Origin of the sequence: Mesorhizobium sp. NZP2298, from assembly GCF_013170825.1 — a bacterium.
Lineage (GTDB): Bacteria > Pseudomonadota > Alphaproteobacteria > Rhizobiales > Rhizobiaceae > Mesorhizobium.
The window spans coordinates 6005837-6028626 of record NZ_CP033365.1; the positions used below are offsets into that span (position 1 = coordinate 6005837).

At 61.2% G+C, this 22790-nt stretch carries 15 protein-coding genes; 7 read left to right on the forward strand and 8 right to left on the reverse strand.

Annotation, left to right across the window (positions count from 1 at the left end; genetic code table 11):
• Positions 1 to 6: 6 nt before the first annotated feature.
• The 6 genes from EB231_RS28890 to EB231_RS28915 all read right to left on the reverse strand — a co-directional run bounded on the left by EB231_RS28890 (position 7) and on the right by EB231_RS28915 (position 6873).
• Positions 7 to 414 carry a hypothetical protein gene (locus EB231_RS28890; RefSeq protein WP_172351811.1) on the reverse strand — a complete coding sequence of 136 codons (408 nt, stop codon included), beginning with the start codon at positions 412 to 414 and terminating at the stop codon, positions 7 to 9.
• Position 415: 1 nt separating this feature from the next.
• On the reverse strand, positions 416 to 2089 hold the full coding sequence (locus EB231_RS28895) for a GMC family oxidoreductase (RefSeq protein ID WP_172351812.1): 1674 nt from the start codon (positions 2087 to 2089) through the stop codon (positions 416 to 418).
• 36 nt (positions 2090 to 2125) lie between these two features.
• Complete coding sequence (locus tag EB231_RS28900) at positions 2126 to 3094, reverse strand: ABC transporter permease (protein ID WP_246740747.1); 969 nt, start codon at positions 3092 to 3094, stop codon at positions 2126 to 2128.
• A gap of 2 nt (positions 3095 to 3096) precedes the next feature.
• Positions 3097 to 4047 (reverse strand): ABC transporter permease, encoded by a 951-nt coding sequence (locus EB231_RS28905; protein WP_172351814.1) that lies wholly within the window; start codon positions 4045 to 4047, stop codon positions 3097 to 3099.
• Complete coding sequence (locus EB231_RS28910; RefSeq protein WP_172351815.1) at positions 4044 to 5585, reverse strand: sugar ABC transporter ATP-binding protein; 1542 nt, start codon at positions 5583 to 5585, stop codon at positions 4044 to 4046. The genes EB231_RS28905 and EB231_RS28910 overlap by 4 nt, the downstream gene beginning before the upstream one ends.
• Before the next feature lie 73 nt (positions 5586 to 5658).
• Positions 5659 to 6873 (reverse strand): substrate-binding domain-containing protein, encoded by a 1215-nt coding sequence (locus tag EB231_RS28915; protein ID WP_162258877.1) that lies wholly within the window; start codon positions 6871 to 6873, stop codon positions 5659 to 5661.
• A 315-nt stretch (positions 6874 to 7188) separates the two neighbouring features.
• On the opposite strand from EB231_RS28915, the gene EB231_RS28920 reads away from it, so the two are divergent.
• The 7 genes from EB231_RS28920 to EB231_RS28950 all read left to right on the forward strand — a co-directional run bounded on the left by EB231_RS28920 (position 7189) and on the right by EB231_RS28950 (position 14528).
• The gene (locus EB231_RS28920; RefSeq protein WP_172351816.1) at positions 7189 to 7953 is read left to right on the forward strand and encodes an electron transfer flavoprotein subunit beta/FixA family protein; all 765 of its coding nucleotides are present in this window, start codon (positions 7189 to 7191) and stop codon (positions 7951 to 7953) included.
• A gap of 3 nt (positions 7954 to 7956) precedes the next feature.
• Positions 7957 to 8925 carry an electron transfer flavoprotein subunit alpha/FixB family protein gene (locus tag EB231_RS34980; protein WP_206681865.1) on the forward strand — a complete coding sequence of 323 codons (969 nt, stop codon included), beginning with the start codon at positions 7957 to 7959 and terminating at the stop codon, positions 8923 to 8925.
• 1 nt (position 8926) lies between these two features.
• The gene (locus EB231_RS28930) at positions 8927 to 10882 is read left to right on the forward strand and encodes a heterodisulfide reductase-related iron-sulfur binding cluster (RefSeq protein WP_172351817.1); all 1956 of its coding nucleotides are present in this window, start codon (positions 8927 to 8929) and stop codon (positions 10880 to 10882) included.
• A 69-nt stretch (positions 10883 to 10951) separates the two neighbouring features.
• Positions 10952 to 11875 (forward strand): NAD(P)-dependent oxidoreductase, encoded by a 924-nt coding sequence (locus EB231_RS28935; protein WP_172351818.1) that lies wholly within the window; start codon positions 10952 to 10954, stop codon positions 11873 to 11875.
• A gap of 2 nt (positions 11876 to 11877) precedes the next feature.
• Positions 11878 to 12672 (forward strand): N-acyl homoserine lactonase family protein, encoded by a 795-nt coding sequence (locus tag EB231_RS28940; RefSeq protein WP_172351819.1) that lies wholly within the window; start codon positions 11878 to 11880, stop codon positions 12670 to 12672.
• 207 nt (positions 12673 to 12879) lie between these two features.
• Complete coding sequence (locus EB231_RS28945) at positions 12880 to 13272, forward strand: hypothetical protein (RefSeq protein ID WP_172347043.1); 393 nt, start codon at positions 12880 to 12882, stop codon at positions 13270 to 13272.
• A 500-nt stretch (positions 13273 to 13772) separates the two neighbouring features.
• Positions 13773 to 14528: a hypothetical protein gene (locus EB231_RS28950; protein WP_172351820.1), complete on the forward strand. Its 756-nt coding sequence runs from the start codon at positions 13773 to 13775 to the stop codon at positions 14526 to 14528.
• Positions 14529 to 14651: 123 nt separating this feature from the next.
• Here EB231_RS28950 and EB231_RS28955 read toward each other — a convergent pair whose 3' ends face one another.
• Together EB231_RS28955 and EB231_RS28960 are read right to left on the reverse strand one after the other, a co-directional pair.
• The gene (locus tag EB231_RS28955) at positions 14652 to 15350 is read right to left on the reverse strand and encodes a hypothetical protein (protein ID WP_172351821.1); all 699 of its coding nucleotides are present in this window, start codon (positions 15348 to 15350) and stop codon (positions 14652 to 14654) included.
• A gap of 76 nt (positions 15351 to 15426) precedes the next feature.
• Complete coding sequence (locus EB231_RS28960) at positions 15427 to 22788, reverse strand: hypothetical protein (protein WP_172351822.1); 7362 nt, start codon at positions 22786 to 22788, stop codon at positions 15427 to 15429.
• Positions 22789 to 22790 lie beyond the last annotated feature (2 nt).

Genomic DNA, 22790 nt, shown 5'->3' on the forward strand with positions numbered 1-22790 from the left:
GGGAGATCAAAGGCCGGGAGTCGGCCGATATTTGCGGCCGCGCGCAATGACGTGGCCGAGCGAGCCGTTGGTCAGGTAAATCTGCGTCGCCTTTGAATCGTAGGGGACGTTCTCCTGGCCGGGATAGCCGATCAGTTCGCGCACGCGCGGGCTCATGTAGTAGGTGGCGATGGCAATCGTTGTGATCGCCGAGAAGGCTTCGCCATCCTCCTTGTTGAGGCTTTCCAGGCAAGCCTCGGCGCCGCTGGCCGGATCGACCGCGATGCCGCGCGCAAAGCCCGGCTTCAGGTCCGTGCGAAAATCCAGCGACTTCTCGACGTCGGCGTAGCCGCAGACGTCGCTGAACTTCGGCATCTTGCCATACGCGGGGATCAGGAAATCGGCGAGCGCGAAGAAGGTGTTCTCGTTCGACATGTCAGGCCACCTTCTGGTTGCGGCGCTCGGCGATCATGCGGCGCGTGTTGCGCAGCGCTACCGCCATGATGGTCGCCGTCGGGTTGGTGGCGCCTGATGTCGGGAAGGTCGACGCGTCCATGACGTAGAGGTTCGGGACGTCGTGGCAGGCGCCCCATTGGTCGACGACCGAGCGCTTCGGATCGTCGCCCATCACGGTGGTTCCGATGAGATGCCAGCCCGATTCACGCACCGGTGTCGAAACCAGCGTCTCGATGGCACCGGCGGCGCGCACCGATTCCAGGCAGCGATCGATGTTGAACTTCAACAGCCGGTTGGAGTTCTCGTTGACCTTGTAGACGATCTGCGGCGCGGGCAGCCCGTCGGAGTCCGTCAGATCCTTGGACAGGATCACCTGGTTGCTCTCTTCCGGAAGATCCTCGCCGACAATGCCCCAGATCAGCGAGTGGCCGAAGCGGCGCGCCACATTCTCGTGCAGGTTGGCGCCCCAGAAATCCTGGAACCGGCCGCTCTCGGCGACATAGACCTTGGATCCGGTTGCCCCGGATACGCCAACCGGTCCGCCCGAGGGCATGCAGTTCCATTTCGAACCGCGCACGAAACCGCGGCTTTCGTCGGTCTCGTAGAACTCGAGCGAATAGACCTGCTGGCCAAAGGGGCCGCGCCAGGAATCGAGCGGATCCGCGTAAGAGGCGAGTACGCTGGCGAAGGGATGCATCATCAGCCTTTTGCCGACCATGCCCGATGAGTTGGCAAGGCCGTCCGGATTCCTGGATCCTCCCGACATCAGCAGCAGTCGCGGCGTGCCGACGCCATTGGCGCACAGGATGACCACCTTGGCGCGCTGGCGCCGCTCCCGGCCGTTCGCGTCGATATAGACGACACCGGTCGCCAGCCCTTGCTCATTGGTCTCGACTTCCTTGACCCGCGCACGGGTGACCAGCCGCGCGCCGGCTTTCAATGCCAGCGGCCAATGCGACCGGTCGGTCGTGGATTTCGCGCCCTCCGGGCACCCGGTAAGACAGGTTCCGCGGCGCACGCACGGATTGAGTTCGCCGAACGTCTCCGACGGGATGGCATTGCTGCCGGGCCACCAGTGCCAGCCCATCTTTTCCATGCCCAGCGCACCGCGCAGACCGACGGAGCCGATGGGCAGCGCCGGGAAGGGATAGGCACCGCGGGGCGGATAGGCCGGATCGCCGGCGAGACCGGAAACGCCCACCTCGCGCTCGATCTCGAGCTGGTAGGGCAGCAGGTCTTCATAGCTGAACGGCCAGTCCTCGGCCACGCCGTCCATCGACCGCACGCGGAAGTCCGACGGCAGGAAATGCATCCATTGCGCGCCATAAAGCGTCGCGCTGCCACCGACGCCGGCGAACATCAGCGGGTTGATGTCCGTCGTCGACGTGTCGACGGGATAGTCGTTGGGATTGTCACGGACGTTGGGATTGGGATGCCAGAGCTTGGTGCTGACAAGCTCGTGCTCCGGACGCGCGCCGGTATAGTCGGCATAATCAGGCCATTCGCCCTGTTCGAGCACGACAACGGAAATGCCGGCACGCGCCAGATGAAGCGCGGCGACCGAGCCGGATGGACCGGCCCCGACGATCACGACATCCACTTCCTCGTCGCGCCTTGCCCGTGCACCGCGATCCGCCAGAACTTCAACGGTCATTTTCTTCCTCCCTTGGGGTCCAACGGCAGCATCGGATCAGGCGAGCCGCGTCCGGTAAAACGCCGCCGCGCCGATGATGATGACGCCCTTGATGATGAGCTGCATCTCGATCGGAAATCCGAGCAGCAGCACGAGATTGTTGATCACCACCAGAACAGCCACGCCAAGCAGCGCCGCGAAAACGTTGCCGCGCCCACCAGTAAGCGCCACGCCGCCCATCACGGCGGCAACGATGGAGTCCAGTTCGTAGCCTTGGCCGACCCAGTTCGAGACGGTACCGACATAGCCGAGCAGGAACAGGCCGCCTATTCCCGCGCAGACCGAGCAGATGACGTAGCAAAGGATGACCACGCGATCGGGCGCGACACCGTTGAGGAACGCGGCCTTCGGATTGCTTCCCACCATGAATATCTCACGGCCAAGGCGTGACCGGTGCAGCACGATGCCGAACGCGATCGCCAGGAATGCCAGGGTGATCAGATTGACTGGCACGCCAAAAATCCGCCCCGAGGCCAAGAAGCCCATGCCCGGCGGCAAGGTGCTGATCGGCGCCCCGCCGGTATAGGCGAAACGGATGCCCTGCAGGATGATCATCATCGCCAGTGTCGCGAGAAACGGGCTGACATTGCGCTTGGCGACGAGCCAGCCGTTCACCAGGCCCACCACGGCCGACAGGGCGATCGCGGCGATGAAGATCATCGGAATCGCTTCATTGGTGGTGGCTTTGAAAGCGGTCGCCAGCACCGCCACCGTCGCCATCAGCGAGGCCACTGACAGGTCCAATCCGCGCACCAGGATGACAAAGGTCTGACCGATCACAACCATGCCAAGCGGTGCCGCGATGGTCAGCACATTGACCAGGTTGGCCGGCCGCAGAAAGGTCGGTGAGGCAAGAGCCGCGACGGTCATCAGAGCGACCAGGAAGACCACCAGCCCGTAGCGCTCGAAGACAGACGCCAGGGAAATGCTTTGCGATCGCGGCATCGGGGTATCGAGAGGCGCCATCATTATCTCCGCCTTGGTGTGTGGATGCCGACCGCGATGATGATGATAAGACCCTGGATGACCCACTGGTAGTAGGACGAGACATTGACGAAGTTCAGCAGGCTGTTGAGCATGGTGACGAGCAGCACGCCAAGGAAAGTGCCAAGCACGCCGCCTCTTCCGCCGGCCAGGATGGTGCCTCCGACCACCACCGGCGTCACCGACTGCAGCGTCAGCGCGGCACCGATGCGCGGGTCGCCAACGCCAGTTCGCGCAGTCAGGAAAATCGCCGCTATGCCCGCGCACAGGCCCGACAGCGCATAGGCAAGCACCACGATACGATCGACCGGCAACCCGTTCAGCCGCGCCGCTTCCCGGTCGCCGCCGACGAAGTAGATGCTGCGGCCCGTGCGCGTGCGCTGCAGCCAAAGCCCGGCAAGGGCGAAAATCGCGACGAGCACGACGGCGCTGAGCGGAATGCCGCCGACCTTTGCATAGGCGATATCAGCGAAGGCACGCGGTACGGAGCCACCGGGCTCCTTGCGGTACATCAGCGTTCCGCCGAAGATGATCGAGGACATGCCGAGCGTGACGATCAACGGATGGACGCGCAGCACGACCGTCAACAACCCGTTGAGCGCGCCCACAGCGGTCGCGGCGACCAATGCGAGCGGCAGCGCAAGCCACACCAGATCGGGGCGCCATTCGAGGAAGTTCGCCAGAAAGACGGTGAGCGCACCAACCAGCGAACCGACCGCCAGATCAATGCCGCCCATCAGCACGACAAACGTCTGGCCTAGGCTGACCATGCCCAGCACGATGAGCTGCTGGAACAGGTTGCCGATGTTGCGCCAGGTCAGGAATCGATCGGACAAGAAGCCGCCCGCGACCGCAAGCAGGACCAGCAGCACCGCCACGATCAGGTAGGAAAGCATCAGCCGGTTGCGGCGAAGATCCATCGTGATGGCACTCATCCTACCGGCTCCGCACGCTGATCAATTTCCGTCTTGCGGTGCCCGACAGATCGCACGGCGAGATCCATGATCGCCTCCTCGCCGAGCGCATCGCCTTTGATTTCGCCAACGACATAGCCTTGCGCCATCACGAAGACCCTATCGGAAAGGCCGACGATTTCGGGCAGTTCCGAACTGATCATCAGCACGCCGACGCCAGAATCCGCCAGCCGACGCACGATGCGATAAATCTCCACCTTGGCCCCGATATCGACCCCGCGCGTTGGTTCGTCGAGGATAAGCAGCCTGCTGGCGATCCGCGACCAGCGGCTGAACAACACCTTCTGCTGGTTCCCACCGGAGAGATTGCCGATCTTCACGTCAGGCGACGGCGTCGCGACCGAAAAGTCCTGGATCTGCCGCGTGGCCACCGCACGTTCTTGCTTGCGGTCGATCAGGCCATGTTTCGTTATGCCTTCGAGGTCGGGCGCTACGATATTGGCGGAAATCGGCAGGCCGAGAAACAGGCCGTCATCCTTTCGGCTCTCGGTCAGAAAACCGAGACCATGGCGTATCGAGCCCTTCGGAAGCTTCGCCGCAAATGGCTTGCCATCGAATTCGATCACACCACTCTCCACGGCACGCGTGCCGAAGATCGCCTCGGCGACCTCCGTGCGGCCCGAACCGACCATGCCGGCGACGCCGACGATTTCGCCAACCTTGACGTTGAGGCTGACGTCACGGACGCGCGGACCAGCCTTGAGATTGCGAACGGTGAGCACATCCGGGCCGCTCGCCGGTGCGGTACGCCGCGGCGGATAGATCTGGCTGAGCCGGCGACCCACCATCCGGGTGATCATCTCCTCACGCGTGAGCGCGCTTACCGGGCTCGTGCCTACGAGCTGGCCGTCCTTGAGAATCGTGACCGTGTCGGCGATCTCGAAGATTTCCTCCAGCCTATGGGAGACGTAGACGATGCCGACGCCTTCGTTGCGCAGCCTGCGCATGTTCTCGAACAAAAGATCGACCTCGCGTCCGGCGATGACCGCCGTCGGCTCGTCCAGGATGAGCAGCCGCACCTTGCCAACCAGGGCTTTCGCGATCTCGACCATTTGCTGGTCGGCAAGCGGCAATTCGTCGATCCTGGCGTGGGTTGGAATATCGACGCCGAGCTGTGAGAGGATTTCAGCGGCGCGGACGTGGCGGGCGCGGTTCGAAATGAGGCCCAGCATGCCGCGGGGCTGCGTATCGACCAGAATGTTCTCGGCAACGGACAGCTCGGGAAAAAGGGCAAGCTCCTGATGGATCACGTGGATGCCGGCAGCGCGTGCCTCCTTCGGCGACTGCCAGGAAACCGGCTTGCCGAGATAGGTCATGGTCCCGGAATTCGGTTTGGTTACGCCGCCCATGACGCGGATCAGCGTCGACTTGCCCGCGCCATTTTCGCCGAGAAGGGCGTGAATCTCGCCGGGTTGCACGGCGAAATCGACCTTGTCCAGGGGTTTGACTCCAGGATAGTCCTTCTCGATCTGACTGAGTTCAATAACAGACGCTGACATATCCGGTGCTCGAACTGTTCAATGCACGTCCGGTGTGCGCCCAGGAGGGCGCACACCGGGTCGCTTGGGAGGCTTACTTCGGATAGTCGGGATTGAATGTGCTCGGATTGTAGCCGGCAGGCAGCCCGTTGCTTGGCGACAGATCGCCCGGGTCGCTCATGCTGACATGGTCGAGCAGATGCCTGTCGCCCTTGACCGAGACCGTATCCGCGCCGGGCGACGTGACAACCTGGAAGCTCACCTCTACCTTGTCCGGGACCGAGATGCCCTTGAGCACATCGAGCGCGGTCTCGATGCCGGTGATGCCCATCGACGTCGGATAGTCGATGCCGACCATCTTGATGTTGTGCTGGTTGGCCAGCTGATACATCCGGGCAACGTCGCCACCGGTCATCGGCGGGAATTCGCCGTCCTTGTAGCCGGCGTCAAGAAACGCTTCGATCGCACCATAGCCCTGTAGCGCGCTGTCGGCCAAGACACCGTCGATGGCCTTGCCGTGCTTCTGGATCAGCGCGGCCATCACCGACTTGCCGGTTGCCGGATTCCAGTCGCAATACTGCTTCTCCAGCACCTTGATGCCGGGGAACTTCGAGAACACTTCCTCGTTCGCCTTGATGCGGATTTCCGCGACGCTCGACCCGGCGATGCCTGGCAGCATCACGATGTTGCCCTTGCCGCCCAGCGTCTCGCACAACCACTGCGCCTCGAGACGGCCCAACGCCCAATCGGATGCCGTGACGTAGGTGATGTAGTTGGCCGGCGTCTTGACCTTGCGATCGACCATGACCACGGGAATGCCCTGTTCGGTTGCGCGGCCGACGACGGAATCAAGCGCGTCCTCGGTCGAGGCCGCAATGAGCAGAATATCGACGCCCTGGCTGATCAGATCCTGGATATCCGCGATCTGCTTGGAAGGATCGTCATTGGCGTCGGTGACGAGAAGATGGGCGATCTCGTCGCGATGCTGGCCGGCGGACCACAGGACGCCATGCTGAAAGGCGACGCGCCAGGCATTGGAAATTGAAGCATTGGAGAACCCGATCGTGTACGGACCCGCCTTCTTCCATTTCGAGGTGTCGACCATGGTGTTGGCATTGGGGTTCCACATCCAGGTGCGCGGCGCGCCATAGTAGCCAGGCTTCTTTTCCGCCGTCTCTGAAGCGACGGCCGCGCTGGTCTGGGCGAGTTGGATGGCCGGCGCGGCGGCCATGGCTGCCGCCACGGCCGGCATGCCCCGGATAAAGCCCTTACGGGAAATCTTGTGGTCTAGGATGCTCTTTATTGACATTGGTTCCTCCTCCTTAACGCTCGACAGAGCGTTTAAAATTCTCCTCAGACATTCTCGCGCACGAGACAGTATAAACAAAGAATATATGTCTATATCTCGAGCAAATCGCACGAACATTCTCCTGACAACCTCCACCTCAGGAAAATTCGATTGAAAGCGATTTGACGCAAATTAGCAGTCGATTACCCACAATCGTCAATCTGCCGTCTTGTAATAGCTGCTATTACCTTTTTGGCCATTGGGAGCAGCGAAGAATACGACTTATCTAGCAGCCGGTTCTGGGCGATCGAGGTGCGTCCCGTCGGAGGAGAGGCCGTGAATATTCTTGTCGTCTTGCGCATGATCCCGGATTCCGCGGGCGAGCTGCAACTCGCCGAGGACGGCCGCGGCATCGATCGGGAATGGCTGGATTTCCAGCTCAACGATTTCGACGATCATGCCCTCGAGGAAGCAATCCTGCTCAAGGAAGCCAGCGGTGCGAAGGTAACGGTGGTGGCCGTTGGCGAAGGCGCCAACCGTGTCCTGCAGATGGCCGCGGCGCGCGGCGCCGACGAAGTCGTGGCACTTCAATCGGAGGAGGACGCCATGATCTCCTCACGAGAGATCGCGGCTTCCATCGCGGCGATGGCGAGGGCAAAGTCGGTCGACTTGGTTTTGTGCGGAGTCCAATCGACCGAGGATGTCTTTGGCCAGCTGGCGCCCTATGTCGGCGCGCTGCTCGACTGGCCGCATGTGTCGGGAACCAACCGCATCGTTGCGAACGGCGCCGTGCTTCGGGTCACGCAAGAGCGCGGCGCGGGCGTCGCCGTCACCTATGAGCTGGCCACGCCGGCGGTGCTCGGCGTTCAGACCGCGTCGAAGGCGCCCCGCTATGTCTCGGGCAGCAAGCTTCGCGAGGCGTCCAAGACGCCCATCGGCCGGGCCACGCCCGAATTGTCGGGCTTCGAGCTTACCGCCGAGATCATCACATTGCGCCTGCCAGTCCAGGGCGGCTCTGGCGAGAACCTCGGCGGCAATGCCGAGACAGTCGCGGATCGCTTGGTCACCATCCTGGCAGCCAAAGGCCTGGCGAGGAACTAAGCCATGAAATTGATTGCCTGTACCGAAGGCCATTCCGGCAAGATCGAAGCCTTCTCACTTGAAATGATCGCCGCGGCGCGTTCGCTGACCCAGGCCGACGACGAGGTCGTTGCCTTTTTCGCCGGTCGTGACGCGGAAGGCGCATCCGCTTGCCTCGGTGCCGCCGATCGCCTGATAGTGGCCCGCTCCACAAGATCGGATGTCATTCCCGCCGAGACCTATGCGCTGCTTCTGCGCGACGTCATCATCGCCGAAAGCCCCGGCCTGGTCCTGGTCCCCTATTCGGCAAACGGGCTGGACGTGGCAGCGGACATCGCGGCGCGAACCGGCTGGCCGCTCATCTCCTATGTCAATGAAATCAAGCGACTTGGGGAAAACCTGACGATCGTCGCGCAGATGTATGGCGGCAAGATACTCGCCGAATGCGAAGTGCGGCTGCCCGCGGTTCTGATGATCAACCCAGGTGCCTTCGCGGCGGCAGCGCCGGCTCCGATCGCGCCCGTGAACGTGCAAACGATCGATGCCGAACCCGTGCTCACCAGCGGCAAGGTGAAGATGGTGGCCATCGACATGCCGGATTATGCCGATGTCGATCTGACGACAGCCGACAGGATCGTGTGCGTTGGCCGCGGCATCGGCGACGAGGCAAGCATCGACCTTGCCCGCAATCTGGCGACGATGCTGGGGGCGGAGATCGCCGGCAGCCGTCCTGTGGTCGATAATGGCTGGCTGCCGAAGCTGCGCCAGGTCGGCAAATCCGGCCAGAAGGTGAAGCCGAAGCTTTACCTGGCGCTCGGCGTGTCGGGCGCGCCCGAACATCTCGAGGGCATGTCGCAGGCCGACCTCATCATTGCCGTCAACACCGATCCGAAGGCGCCCATCTTCAATGTCGCGCATTACGGCGCGACCTGTGACCTGTTCGATCTCGTCGCCAATCTGAGCGACAGGCTGCGGGCCGGTTCTGGCCGTTGAGATGGCATCGACCCTGCCACTCTGGATCCTGGTCGTCACAGCATTCGCGCTGACGGCCTGGCGCTCTCGCCGTTACGCGGCTGCTCTTGCCAATGCACCGGCAGCGGCCCGCTTCGACCGCCCGATGCTGCGTCTCCAGGGCGTGATGGTCGCCATCGGCATGCACCGGAAAATGCTCCGCAAGCCGCTTTCCGGCGTGCTTCACGCGATCATCTTCATTTCATTCTTCGTGCTGTTCACCGCCACGATCGATGCCTTCGGCTCACGGCTGTTTCCCGGGTTCTCGCTTGCACCCATCGGAGGCGAAACCTGGATTGCCGCTCTGCAGGATATCTTTTCGGTGCTGATGCTGGTCGGCGTCGCACTTGCGCTCTATCAGCGCTACGTGCTGAGGCCTGCCCGCTTCGATGGCTCGAGCGGCAGCGATGCGGCAATCATCTATGTGTTGATCGTTCTGATCGTGGCGTCTCTGCTGCTCGAGGCGGCGGCGCGCATAGCCGGCGGCGCCGACGGCTCGTGGCGGCCCGTCGCGTCGGCACTGGCAGGACTGCTCGAGCGTGCCGGAATGCCGGGACATGCGGGTGAAGAGCTGTTCTACTGGATTCACGTCGGCGCCATTCTGGCGTTCCTCGTCTATATCCCCGGTTCGAAACACCGGCACATGTTCCTTGCCGCGCCCAACATCTACTTCCGCAACCTCGAGCCCCGCGGCCTGGCGCCCGCGGTCCCGGAAGCGCGTGAGGCTCCAGGCATCGACAGCCTGGGACAGTTCGACTGGAAACAGCAGCTCGACCTTCTGTCCTGCACCGAATGCGGCCGTTGCCAGGCGGTCTGCCCAGCCTATGCGGCCGGTCTGCCGCTCAGCCCGAAGTTGCTGGTCACCGACATGCGCGATGCGCTTGCCGCGGGACCATCGGCCGCCCCGCTGGTCGGCGGCGTGATTTCCGAGGAGACGCTTTGGGCCTGCACCACCTGTCGTGCCTGCATGGAAGCATGCCCGGTCGAGATCGAGCATCTGCCCAAGATCATCGACATGCGCCGTCATCTGGTCGACGAAGGCCGTGTCAGCCCAGGTCTGCAGGAGGCGCTGTCGAACCTGACCCGTCTCGGCAATTCCATGGGCAAGCCTTCCAAGATGCGGGCCCGCTGGACCAGGGACCTCGGCTTTCCGGTCAAGGACGCGCGCGAGGAACCTGTCGACGTTCTATGGTTCGTCGGAGACTACGCGTCCTACGATCCGCGCGTTCAGGAAATCACCCGCAAGGTTGCCGAACTGCTGACCGCGGCCGGTGTCGACTTCGGCATTCTCTTCGATGCCGAGCGCAACAGCGGCAACGATGTACGGCGCGCCGGCGAAGAAGGTCTGTTCGAGACGCTCGCTCAGTCCAACATCGACGAGATCAAGGCGTGCAGCTTCAACCGGATCATGACCACCGATCCGCATAGCCTGAATGCGCTGAAGAACGATTATCAGCATTTCGGCGCGGCGTTCGAGGTGCTGCACTATACGGCGCTGCTGGCGGAACTCATCGCGGCGGGAAAACTCGACCTGCATGTCGCCGACGGCGCCAGGGTCACCTATCACGATCCCTGCTATCTTGGACGCTACAATGGCGGCTTCGATGCGCCGCGCGAACTGATCCGGGCCGCCGGCTACACGCTTCATGACATGCCGCGCTGCCGGGAGAATTCCTTTTGCTGCGGCGCCGGCGGCGGCCGCATCTGGCAAGGTGACGACGGCGTGACCGAGCGGCCGAGCGAGAACCGCATCCGTGAGGCGCTGAGCCTGGGCGACGTCGCTTATTTCGTCGTCGCCTGTCCGAAGGACAAGGTGATGTACACAGCCGCGATCGATGCACTCGGCGTGGCCGACAGATTGAAGGTCGTGGACATAGCGGAACTTCTCGTGCCGCGTGCAAGCCAGGCGCTCGAAATGCCCACGGTGGAAACGACCTGACGGAATGCGATCCAGGAAATCGAGACCAAGCACCATGGGCAATAGGCCCCGAAGGAGGAGAGAGCGATCATGTCGACCCTGAAAATCGGCTTTGTTGGCATTGGAAAAATGGGCACGCCGATGGCGACCCGTCTCATCAAGGCCGGCTATGAGGTGATAGTCCACGATATCGACGCCAACGCCGTGCTGGAACTGACCAATTCGGGCGCAAAGGCTGCCGGCAGCGCAGGCGAGGTTGCCGATGCCGCGGAGATCGTCTTTGCCAGCTTGCCCAGCCCGCAGATCCTGGAAAAGATCGTGCTCGGCGATGGCGGCATCGCCGACGGCAAGGCGGTCCGCATCTTCGTAGACATTTCCACCACCGGCCCGCGAACGGCCGCCAGGGTCGCCGAAGGCCTTGCAGCCAAGAACATCGCCATGATCGATGCGCCCGTCAGCGGCGGATTGAAGGGAGCACGCAACGGCACCCTCGCCGTCATGGTCTCGGGTCCCAAGGCCGCCTTCGAGACGGCGAGGCCGGTCATCGAGAATTTCGGCCGGATATTCTTCATGGGCGAGGTTCAGGGCGCCGCCCAGACCATGAAGCTAGCCAACAACCTGCTTGCGGCAGCGGCCCTTGCGGTCTCCTCCGAGGCGGTGGTGATGGGCGTGAAGGCGGGCCTCGATCCGAAGGTCATGATCGACGTCATCAACGCATCGAGCGGCCGCAACAGTGCCACCGAGGACAAGTTCCCGAAATCCGTCCTGCCCCGCACCTTCGATTTCGGCTTCGCCACCGGCCTGTCGTTCAAGGATGTGCGGCTGTGCGTGGATGAGGCGGAGGCGATGGGCGTGCCAATGGTGGTGGGCAGTGCCGTGCGCCAGTTGCTGAGCGTGACGAACCAGCTCTACGGGCCGGATTCCGATTTTACCTGTATGGTCAAGACGGTTGAGACATGGGCGCATGTGGAGGTTGGCTCAGCCCAGACTCCAGATGTCGCCAAAGCGAGCTGATCATGGGTGACTCCGAACGCTATGAGATCCATGCCGTTCGCTACGGCCATTTCGAACGCCGCTCGGGTGAGAACTTCCTGGGCGGGGACGCACATGATGTTCCCATGCCGCTCGACTATTTCGTCTGGGCGATCGTCGGCGAGAAGCGCACTTTCATCGTCGACACCGGTTTCGACAAACCGACCGGTGACAAACGCGGACGCAGTGTCGTGAGGCCCGTCGATGACGGCCTGGCGGCAATCGGCATCAACCACGCCGATGTCAGCGACGTCATCGTCTCCCACATGCATTACGACCATTGCGGGAACCATCATCTGTTCCCGAACGCGACCTTTCACCTGCAGGATGCGGAGATGGAGTTCGCGACCGGCCGCTGCATGTGCCATCATGCCATGCGCCATCCCTTCGAGGCCGAAGACGTCACCACCATGGTGCGGCGCGTCTTTGCCGGAAAGGTTTGCTTCCACGATCCCGACTCGAAGATCGCGCCCGGCATCACGCTCCACAAGGTTGGCGGCCACTCGCGCGGACTGCAGGTGGTGCGGGTGGAAACCGACAATGGCGCGGTCGTGATCGCGTCCGACGCGGCCCATTTTTACGCCAATATGGAGCGCGAAAAGCCCTTTCCGGTCTTCGACCGACTGAGCGACGTGATCTTCGGGGTGGAACGGATGAAGCAGCTTGCCAGTTCGCCCGCTCACATCGTGCCGGGGCACGATCCGCTGGTGCTCGAGCGCTTCGCGCGCAGCCGCCAGGACGTCGAGGACATTGTAAGCCTTGCCCACCCGTTGGACTGATCACGTCGATGCCGTGACGGCCGGGATCCAGCGACACGTTCGGTCAGCGGGCGGGTCAGCCATGAGCTGGTTCCCGGCCCTCGTCAGAAGCGCGTACCGGGCATTCGGACACGCGCGGTCTCGCCCGGATCAAGGCGACGACCGACTTCATCGCCAACGCGGTGCCTGAGGCGGGAGATCCGTTCCTGCCGAGACAGAAATAAGACGGTGGCCGGGAGCGCCGGCTCAGATCCTTTCGACAGCCAGCGCTATGCCTTGCCCACCGCCGATGCACATGGTGATGAGCGCAAACCAGCTCTATTCCGCGCTGACATTCCAGGGGGCGCATCCTGGAGAAAGCGACTTCTGGATGATATCGGGGATCAGGGTCCGGTATCGGAACTCATCGAAAGCCGTTCGGATGCAGTTTTAGCGGTCCACACTCACGATGCAGGTCACTCAAGGCACGAGAACGGGGGTATTTTCGGCGGCGTTTGGGTAGGCTCAAATCATTCCCACTCGATTGTTCAAACAGCATATAACCCCTTGAAATTGCTGTCAAATATTCTTCAGCATAGCAAAAGCTCCGACATCGAGGCCGTCAAAAAGTTACGCTTTTGATTTTAAAGGGAAAATCGCCCCCCAAAAAAATTTGGGTTTCACCAACTATCGATGTCAATCGGACGATTTTTGCACTTTGCCGCGTTCGACGGCCGCACCCAACCCCCATCGAAAAGTACCGTCACCGCTTCAATTAAGCGCGTTGTTTTCGTTGCAAAATCAATGGTCATGGTGGCCCCCCGCAACGGGCAAGCGGATGGTTCTCCCCGTTGTATGTTCTCCGCACGGTCTGGCGACCCAAAGAAGAGACCTGAATATCCCAGATCTGATCGCCTGCAAGGCAAACTCGATGGCGCCGTCAAGCACCGTTCCTCTTGATCGTGCCCTGCTAACCGATGTCGGTTGGAAACAGCCACGCACAAGCTTTCCTTTAACCACGCACAAGCTTTCCTTTAAAAAGAGCGTGCGGCCAAGATTATTGCCCATCGCATTTCCCTCGGGGCCTAATTGCATTGCCGCCTCGAAACGCGCTAACCTTTGGCGTATCTCGGAGAGCAGCAATGAAATTGCGCGAACTGGTGGAGTCCGTAGGGGTTTTCGGAGCCATCGCTTTTGGCCTCCTTTTGTTCTACGCTGTAACAACACAGCATGTCCATTATCCGGTTAGCTTACTTGACGGTCGGTTTTTCATCCTCACGTGGCCCGTATTGCTGGCGGTCGTGTTGTTGATGGGGCAGTTCATACGGAATCGGCAGGAAGCTTCCAATAACCTAATGGCCGCAGTGGCTGAGGCAAAGGTCCAGGGCGAGTTTGAAGTTCGTGAAGCCGCCAAGAATAGAAGAGAAACCGAGGCCGCTGAAATCGCTGACCGGCAGTTTTGGAGTGATCTGGACGCTAGCCTTACCGACCGAAGAGCACTGATGGACCATGATGAGCCGGACTACGTATCCGCAGTCGTGGACAGCGCTCATCTTCTTAGAGACAATATTTCCCGAGCGTTAACAAGCTATCCCGATATCTCAAAGCCAATGCGGATTTACTCCAAGATGCTCCGTGACGAGGTAAAAGATTTTCTGGACAAGGTACAGATCATAGAGACGCGAGCAAATACGCGATTTAAAGGCGCCGGCATCGATCGTTGGAAGCTCGAGGAACTCTGCAAAGCGCAATACGACGAGGAGAAGAAGTCCGTTCAGTATGACTTCCATTGCGGCACTGCCTTCGAGGATGCACATGATCAATGGCGGAAGCGCACTCAAACGCTTACCAGCATAGCCGCAAAGCTCTTCGACCGCCCTGGCCCCAATTTTCAGTAGCAGATCGCTGTCCGCGACCTGCCGAGCGATAAGGTACAGGATTGAACTATCCCTTTGGTTTCGTCGAGTATTTCACCGTCCAGCGCAAAGCTCGTCCTCCTTGGAACCAAGCTAATTGGCCATTCAAGCGGACTCGGGATCGCTATGTGTGTCTCCGGGTGGTTGGCTGGATGACAAACCATCATTCTCAGCAGGGAACTCAACATTTTTGTGGGACACGTGCGCGGCTGCCGTTCTCCTCTTGGGGAATTGCTGCGCTAACTTCTCGACGAACTTGTCCAGCCGCGTCTCGGGATACCAGCCGCGTAGCGCATCCATGAAAAAGCCAGGGGCGAGACCTTTCGGCGCATATTCCCAATCCACCAACTGGGCTGATACCCAGCCCAGCGTCGACAGATCTTCGAGCAAGACTGCCCGCTTGTCGCATAGGTCCTTCGCTCTTTCCAAGTGATTGTAAAGTGCCACAAATGCGTGCCTGTACATCAGAGCGACCTTGTTCTGCTGCAATGACCGCGAGAACTCCGGGGTGAGAGCGATCTGCATCGATTTCCGATCGGGCACTATCGCTTTTTCGTCTACGATCTGGCGCCATTCTTCAGGTACAGGTACCAGACCTACGCCCCAGTCTAAGCTCGTTGTTGCAAACCTCAACATTTCGTCTTGCTCGAGCTGATAAGATAATTGCTGAGCCAACTCCAGTCGTCTCTGACGCCTCGCGTTCAAGTATTCGTAGATAACGCCTATGAACGCCGCCAGCGCGATACACGCAGATACCACTTCGCTGATTGAGCCAAAGTTCCAATTGCAGATTGAGTCGATCATAAACCTGCCCTCACTACGCGCCGGCGTTCGGCTACGTCGTGTAGCTACCGCCACCGCGGCTAAACATTTCGCAGCATCACGAGTCGCTGATTTGTGCGCCCCCCGATCGATCGAATTTCAAGAGGTCGATGCGGGCATCCTTGGTTTCGGCGCCAGCAAGGGCATATGACCAGACAAAAAGCGCCCGTCGCCTGACGTGGCCGAGCGCCAGATCCCGAAGCAGTCCGGGAAACTCGATCTTCTGCGGCAGTGGCGCTGCTGCATGCACGCGCACGCGTGCGACGTGTTTTGATGTTTCGACGACGGAGAAGACCGACGGGGGCGGTCCGATCACCGGCTCGGCTACGATGTCGACCTGGATCATCGCTTTGCCGGCAACGAGTTGCAGCCGATCGCCAGGCGCCAGCGGACAACGTCTGCCAGGCAAGGAACCCTCCGCCAGGCTTGGCGAGACGAGGTTTGCAAGGGCCACTTCAAAGACCGTCGCATTGGACAGACTGTAGCGGCCGTAATTATCGGGTGCGATCCCCTGCAGCACCAGCGGCTCCGGAGGCGGCTGGTCGCCCCCGAGGGTTCGCGGCGGCAACCTCGAGAAACCGATCTCGTACTTGCCTTTGTCTTTGACAAACTCGCCGTCATCAGTGGCAGTCAGCCCTCCAGCGAAGTAGAGGGTCGATCCCAAATCATAGGCCACGCGGTCGGCAGCCAGCATGAACGAGCCTGCGCCGCCGACTGCGTCGCTGGCCGTCGGGCTGGCAAGCTGGCGGTCGTAGGACGGATCGCCGAACAGAACGGTCTTCGACCACACCGGCAGCACCCGACGCGCGCCGGGGTCAAGCTGGAGCGGAAGCAGTATCTGCCGTCGTGGGCCATCGGGCAGGTCACCGGGAGGCCCCCCGCCGCCGCCATCCTCCTTGGTCTTGAGGTCTACCACCAGCCGCAGATGCGTGTCGGCGTTCGCCTCGCGCAGCGCCATTTGGACATCGCCTAGTCCGTCCTGGGGCTGGACGTAGAATATCGAGGTCGCAAGCCTTAGGTCGAGCGAGGACGCGAAAGGCCCATTCGCGTCGATTGACAGTTGAACCGGAAACGACAGCGATCCGATCTCGATCCGACCTGAGGCCGTCAATTTCTGTTCAACGCCGGCGCCTTCCATACGCGATGCTACCTCGATCGCGATCTGCGCCAGCCCATTCCAGCTGGCGCTGATCGTAGCCCCGCCCTTGAGCGTGAATAGCGCGCGGTCGTGTCGGCGGGCGTCTGGGGACGAGTACTCGAAACGGGCCGCATCGGCCAGTCCATCCTGAGCGTGGAAAAGTGCGAGCCGGCCAGCCTTTTCATCGAAATCGGCCAGCGATACGTAGGTGCGGCGGCGAAGGCCGAACGTGATGCGTTCGATCTCCGCCAGGATTGCCGGCTTCCCATCCTTGTCCGGTGGCATAAGATCGGCCGGAAGAACCGGAGAGCGCGGGTTGCGCAGCTGGTGCGCGACGACGGGGCCGGAATTCGCCGGCCGGCCGAACTGAACCTGTCCCTCGTCGAAGGCTGCCTCGTCCGCGGGCACGGTCAATGAGGCGACCGAAACGTCGATGACGCCAGGCCTGCGGCCTATGGTCCCTCGCTCGATGACCGGCGGTAGTATGGCCGCCGCCTGTTTGTGTTGCGGCTTCCCGTCTGCCTTGATGGCGACGGTTGCGTCTGCTTTCTGCGGCGCCAGCGTATGAAGCACTGTTTCCAGCACTGCCTCTGTGGCTTTAGACAAGGGAGCGCGCCGGCGCGCGACCGAGGGCAGCAGGTGTCGCGCGGCCGGACCGTCAAAGCCGAATTTGGCGGCAGCGCCGCGATCGTAGGCTATCTGGTTGGCGAAAGTCAGATAAAGACCCGCTGGGTCGACGGATGGTTGCTCCATCGATATCGGGATTGCGTCGGAAGAGGCTGGCGCAAAGGCTGGCCAGCCGAACATCTGGAAACGTCCCGCAAATCCTGAATCGTGACCGAGCAGCGGCACCTCGTCGCCCAGTGCCGGCCCTAGTTGTGCAAGCCATTGCGTTCCCTGCCCCGTCGGCCACCCAAGCGCGGCGGAAGGACTGACATCGCTTTCGGCCGGGGTGAGCGCGGCTCCCTTGACTAGCCCTGCCAGGGGTCGGGAAACTCGCCGGAGGGCGACGCCAGGCAGGTCGCCAGGAGCAGATGTCATACGGATCGCCATCAAAGCGTTGGCGTCGACGTTGAGCGCCGCCTCCACCAGCTCATCGCGCATGACTTTGTCGGAAAGATCATCTCCGCCCCCGGCGAGGACACGCCGGTACCTGTCAAGCCGGGTTGCCCGGCCGCGCGACAGGACGATCAAATCTGCAAACACCGCAGCTTGCGGATCAGCCGACATCCCGGTCGTGTCGGAGCGGATGATAACCCGCACGGCAGGGGTCGCGGGCCTGCTGATCACGCTTCCTGTTGCAAGAAAGCGTCCGCCCTGCAGCGTCGATGCCTTCCAGTCAACCGCCATGAGATAGGCGCCAACCTTATCGAGATCGCGACGCGCGGCGATCGCTACCATCGCTCGCAGAAAGAAGGGCGCAGCTTCCAGGTCTGCCGGTTCAAGAGGCACGCCTGCGTTGCTTTTACGTTTCTCGAAATAGGCTTGCTCTACAGGGATGACCTCGCGAGCCCGTGGGTCGCTATCCGAGCCGTCAGACGTTAGCGGCCCTGCAACGAACGCAGCATCGATCGCCGCACCTTCGGCCAGGCTTCCTATGGTGACGTTTGCGATCGGTCCGGTCGTTTTCTGCGGCGTCGCGGGCCAAAGGTCCGCGCTTGCAACCTGCCAGACGCCGGCTTTCGTGTTGAGCGGCTTCTCACCTATCGGCGACTTCGCCAATGACAGGTCCGCCCATGGCACGACCGCAGAGTAGGTCTGCGCATTATTGTCAGGAAACTGCGCGACTGCCCCGCCAATGAAGAGCGGAGCATCGTCGCCTTTCGACCACCATTGCTCGATGAGGAAATCGTCAAAAAAGCCAGACACCGCCGTCGGGAAGGTCGCGATCCCGTTGTGAACATCTGCTTTTTCACCTCGGTAGTTGTCATTGCTTTCAAGCGCGGCGAAGGTTCTGGCATCCTTGGCGGCGGTAATGAGCTTCGCGGTGGTGATGACAAGATGGTCAAGCGTGGTCCATTGCGATTGCGCTCCCGCCTGTCCCAGCGCATGAGCGGCTACGACAAGCAACCGCACCGGTTGGCTGACTGTGGCAACGCCTTTGATCGATGCCAGACAATCGCCGTCGATCCGGTGCTGATTGAGAACGAAGACCACCTCATGCTCGAGCCTCGAACCATCGCTTGCCGCGATATGAAGCTCGCGGCTTCGAACAGTCTGATCGGCGTAATCGGGCCTCAGCCAGGTATCAGGAATGCTTTTTCCGGTGGCATCCTGAAACTGGGACCGAACCGGCCACTGGATCGGACTCTTGACGCGTTTTGCCCAACTGATGTGGAGGCTGTGATCGCGCTGACCGTCCGCCGAGGCAAGCAGCGCATGCTCCATCTCGCTTTCGGGCTGCTTTGCGTCGACGGCGCGGACCTCCATCCAGGCCGATGCCATATCGAAGCTGGAGATCCTGGAGGCGACAGCTCCAGCCACAACTGGTGCTGCAGCAGTCAAGACCGCGGACAAGGTCAGGCCGTTCGCCTGGAATCCAAAGGGTGCCATCGCAGCCTTGCTTTCAGCTCTGTCCAGGCGCCACGAAAGCACTCCTGCCTGATGGTCGACGTTGATAGCCAGGTCATTGACGGGGATTGGCAGACCAAGCCAGGTCAGCCTGCCCTTTTCCAACGTGACAAGGCATTCATCGGCCAGGGTTTTGCCGCCAGGTTGAGGATAGACCCTGACCTCTCCCTCAATGGTCAAGGTGCGGGATTTTCCGTCTATCGATACGGACGCGCTCCGCGGATAGAACACGACACAGGTTGCCCCTTTCGACAGCGGCGCCGACGGCATTTCAACCGGCAGTTCGACCGTAAAGCCGTGAGGCGTTGGCACAACAACGGTATCGGTCATGGCAAAGTCAGTGCCGAACAGCCGGAAGGTGAAGTCGGCGGTTGGTTTGTCGTTCGCGACGTTGACGCTTACGATGGTCTGAACGTCGTCCACCGACTTGAAAAATGCTCGGCCAGTATTGCCAAGCGAGGTCTGGAATGTGACCGTCGGCTTTGTCCTGTCAGAGAAGGTGAACGTGTCGCCTGCAGTTGAGACTCCGGTCCCGGCCCATGCGTAGGACCAGTGTCCATCGGCCAATGTCAGCGTTAGCGTAAAGAGATCGCGCCGAGCGTAGACCTCGTCCTGGCCGAACGGGCCGTCAGCCTTGGGATCGGCATCGACGCTATCCGGATCGAAACGCAGGCCGCCGAGGATGGCAATCACCGTTGGCTTACCTGACTTGTCGAATATGGCTTTGCGCAGGCGCAAGGGCTTGAACGTGAACGGCCCCCAGCGGATGTCATATGGTTTCGGCCCGCCGTCCTTCCTGATTTCAAAGAAGCGCCATTCGTAAAGCGAATAAGGAAAATGGTCCGCATTGAAGGCCTGGCCGTCCGTGCCGCAGGCGCTTTCGATCGACAGTTTGTTCTCGCCGTCGAAGACCATGTTGTCCAGCGGCAGGTCACGGACGAAAAAGCCGAGCTTGGCCGCGAATGACCAGACCTGTTTGTCATCGACAGCCTCGATGACCGCCACTTCTGAGCTGGTCAGCAGACTGATGGACTTTTCATCCTTCGCGGCATCCGCGAGATAGGCCGCGCCGCGGATGCCTTTCTGAAGCTGTGATGATAAGCCAAAGCCGCGCGAGTCCCAAAGCCTCTCTGGGGCATTCATACTGGCTGAATGCTTGAACAGGTTGGCCGCGTATCCCTCCACCTGGATCGCGCCATCGCCGACCTTGATTTCCCCTCCGTCGAAATAGAAAGGCACTGCCTTTTCTCCGCCCAGCCCCTCGGCCGCGCGATCCTTCGAGTATCTGACCTTTTCGAGGAGATACTCGCCCCAACCGTCCATGGCTTCTGGATGAACCTCCACCTTGACCGACCACTCGTAAGGCGCAACAAGACCGCCAACCGCCTGGTTGACATTCTTGCCGACATCAAGCCAGTCGGTGACCTCGGCGTCCTGGGTTCGGGTCAGCGCCATCCGATTGCGACTTGCCTGCCAGCTGTCGGCCAGTTGCCCCGGTTGCAAGGCGGTCGGAAGAGCCGGTGGCTTCGTTGTCGTTACGGGCGGCGAGGCCGCCGAGAGTTTTGGCGGATCCGACCAGGCGAACAGTTCGTCGAGAACCGGCAGGTCGAACCGTAGAATCGCCTTGTCGATCGCGTAGTCGGCGCTTGACCGGAACTCGGTCCCCGACAGCGTGACAAGAACAAGACGATCGTCGTCCGTTTCGGTCCCGCCATCTTCAGGCTTGGCCAGGAACCGGAACCATTTAGTGTTTGCGGCGGTGAGCTTGGGGAGATACTCGCTTCCTGGATTGGACGAAAGCTGGAAAGTGGGATTGGCACGGGGAAGTATCCGTCGCGGCAAGAGGCCACGCGAAACGGACGGGTCAGGCGCAGACGGCAAGCTGCGGGTCAATGCGAAGTTCGAAATATAGGCGCTGTCGGCTGGCGGCAGCCACGAAAGCGCGGCGTACTCTCCATCAGTCGGAACGGGCACGCCCGTGATCCGCGCAGAGAATACGCCTGTGTCATGGTTCCAATCGAAATCTCCCCTGATGCATGGATCGGCGGGCTCGGCGCCAAACCACAAAGGCAGATCGCGGGTTGAAGCCGGACCGCCGCGAAGCGTCGGCAATGCTTCGCGGGCATTGGGGCTGCTCTCGGAAACATAAATCATGCCCAGGAGCTGGCCTTTCGGCGTTCCTGCCCGAAGCTTGATCAGACTGGGCGTGGACGTTCCTGCAGCAGACCAGCCGATCTTGAGTTCGATTGCACTGGCGTCGTCTATGACAACTCCACGATTGGAGTTTTCGTGGGAGACAAAAATGCGTCCACTCATGGCGGAATCAGGTGCGGCGGCATCGTTCGCAACGGCGCGGAGTGTATGCTGAAGCGACCCTGGCGACGCGATCTGCAGCCAACCTTCCTGTACCGGCAGGAAGACATAAGGCACCTCATCTGTCCCCTGGCCGATCGCCCCGCCTTCCTGATAGATGGGCAGCAGCCTTTCGACGACCGGCCTGAGGGGCGCCGAGAAGCCACAATTCTTGATGTCTGCAAGTGCAGCGGTCCAGCCGGCCTCGTAGTCGTTGTCGAAGGTAATCTCGACGTCGCCCGGACTTGGCTCCTGTTTCATCGCAATCACGCCCGCGCTTATCGTGAGTTCCACCGTTGGCTTGGCCATGCGCACCCAGGTCACGGTTTTGGCGAAGATCGTGGCGAGACCTCGCTCATCGCTGCTGATGCCCTCCGTCCTGATGCGCACGTCAATGGCGGATGCGTCGATCCGCATCTCGAAGTCCTGGTCATTCTTCACCAGGGTCAGAGCCTTGTCGCCCTGCTTCAGACGCCATGAGAGTGGAGGCACCACGGGCCGTTTGTCGTAGCGGATGGCCACAGGCGCCGAGGCCGAGCTAAGTTCGGCCAGCGCCAGAGCGATGCGCCCCTCGGTCTTGTCGATGTTCTCCTGTTTGTCTGCGGCCACCAGGCGCAGCAGGTATTGCGGTTCCAGGCCGCGGGCGTCGCATTCGAGCCTGAAGGTTCCCTGGATCAGATCGGTCGAGTTCCCGCCGAAGTCGCGCGTCGGATCCGGTAGCGAACCCTTAAATTCGATGCCGGTCGGAACAAGACGCGCATCGAGCAGATCCTTTTGAGGCTGAATCACAAGGCCGCCAAAAAGGGTTTTCACGCCCTTCGTGTCGGAATAGGAGAAGAACGTGCCAAGACCAGCGTTCTTGAGATCGAGCCGGACGTCTGCGATGCCGTCGACCAGGCGCATAGCAGGCAGGCGGACATTGGATCCCTTGTTGGTCTCTGGCCATGGGTCGGTCGGCACAACCATCAGATCGAAGGCGGCACTCGATTCCTCAAGCCGCCCCAAAATCACCGCCTTCGTGGACCACAGAAAGAGACGCCTCGAGCGCACACCCGTGCCGTGGCCCGGGTCATAGGCGAACTGTCGTGATCGTGGATAGGCCCGCAGCAATGTCGGCGGATTCATCGCGGTCTTTGGGTTTAGAATGTCGCGCGCACTGGCATCGACAAGCAGGCTGCGCAGGCCAAAGCTTTCGTCGACAACCTGGCGGGTGTCGTCTTCATACTCGCGCCAGAACGATCGCAATTGTGCGATGTAGAACGGATTTTGGTCGCCACCGGCGATGTTGACCCGAGCCAGATCCCTCTCGCTGTCGGGCGCTGCTTCTGACAGGAAGTCGTCGATCTTCAGGTCAGCCATGT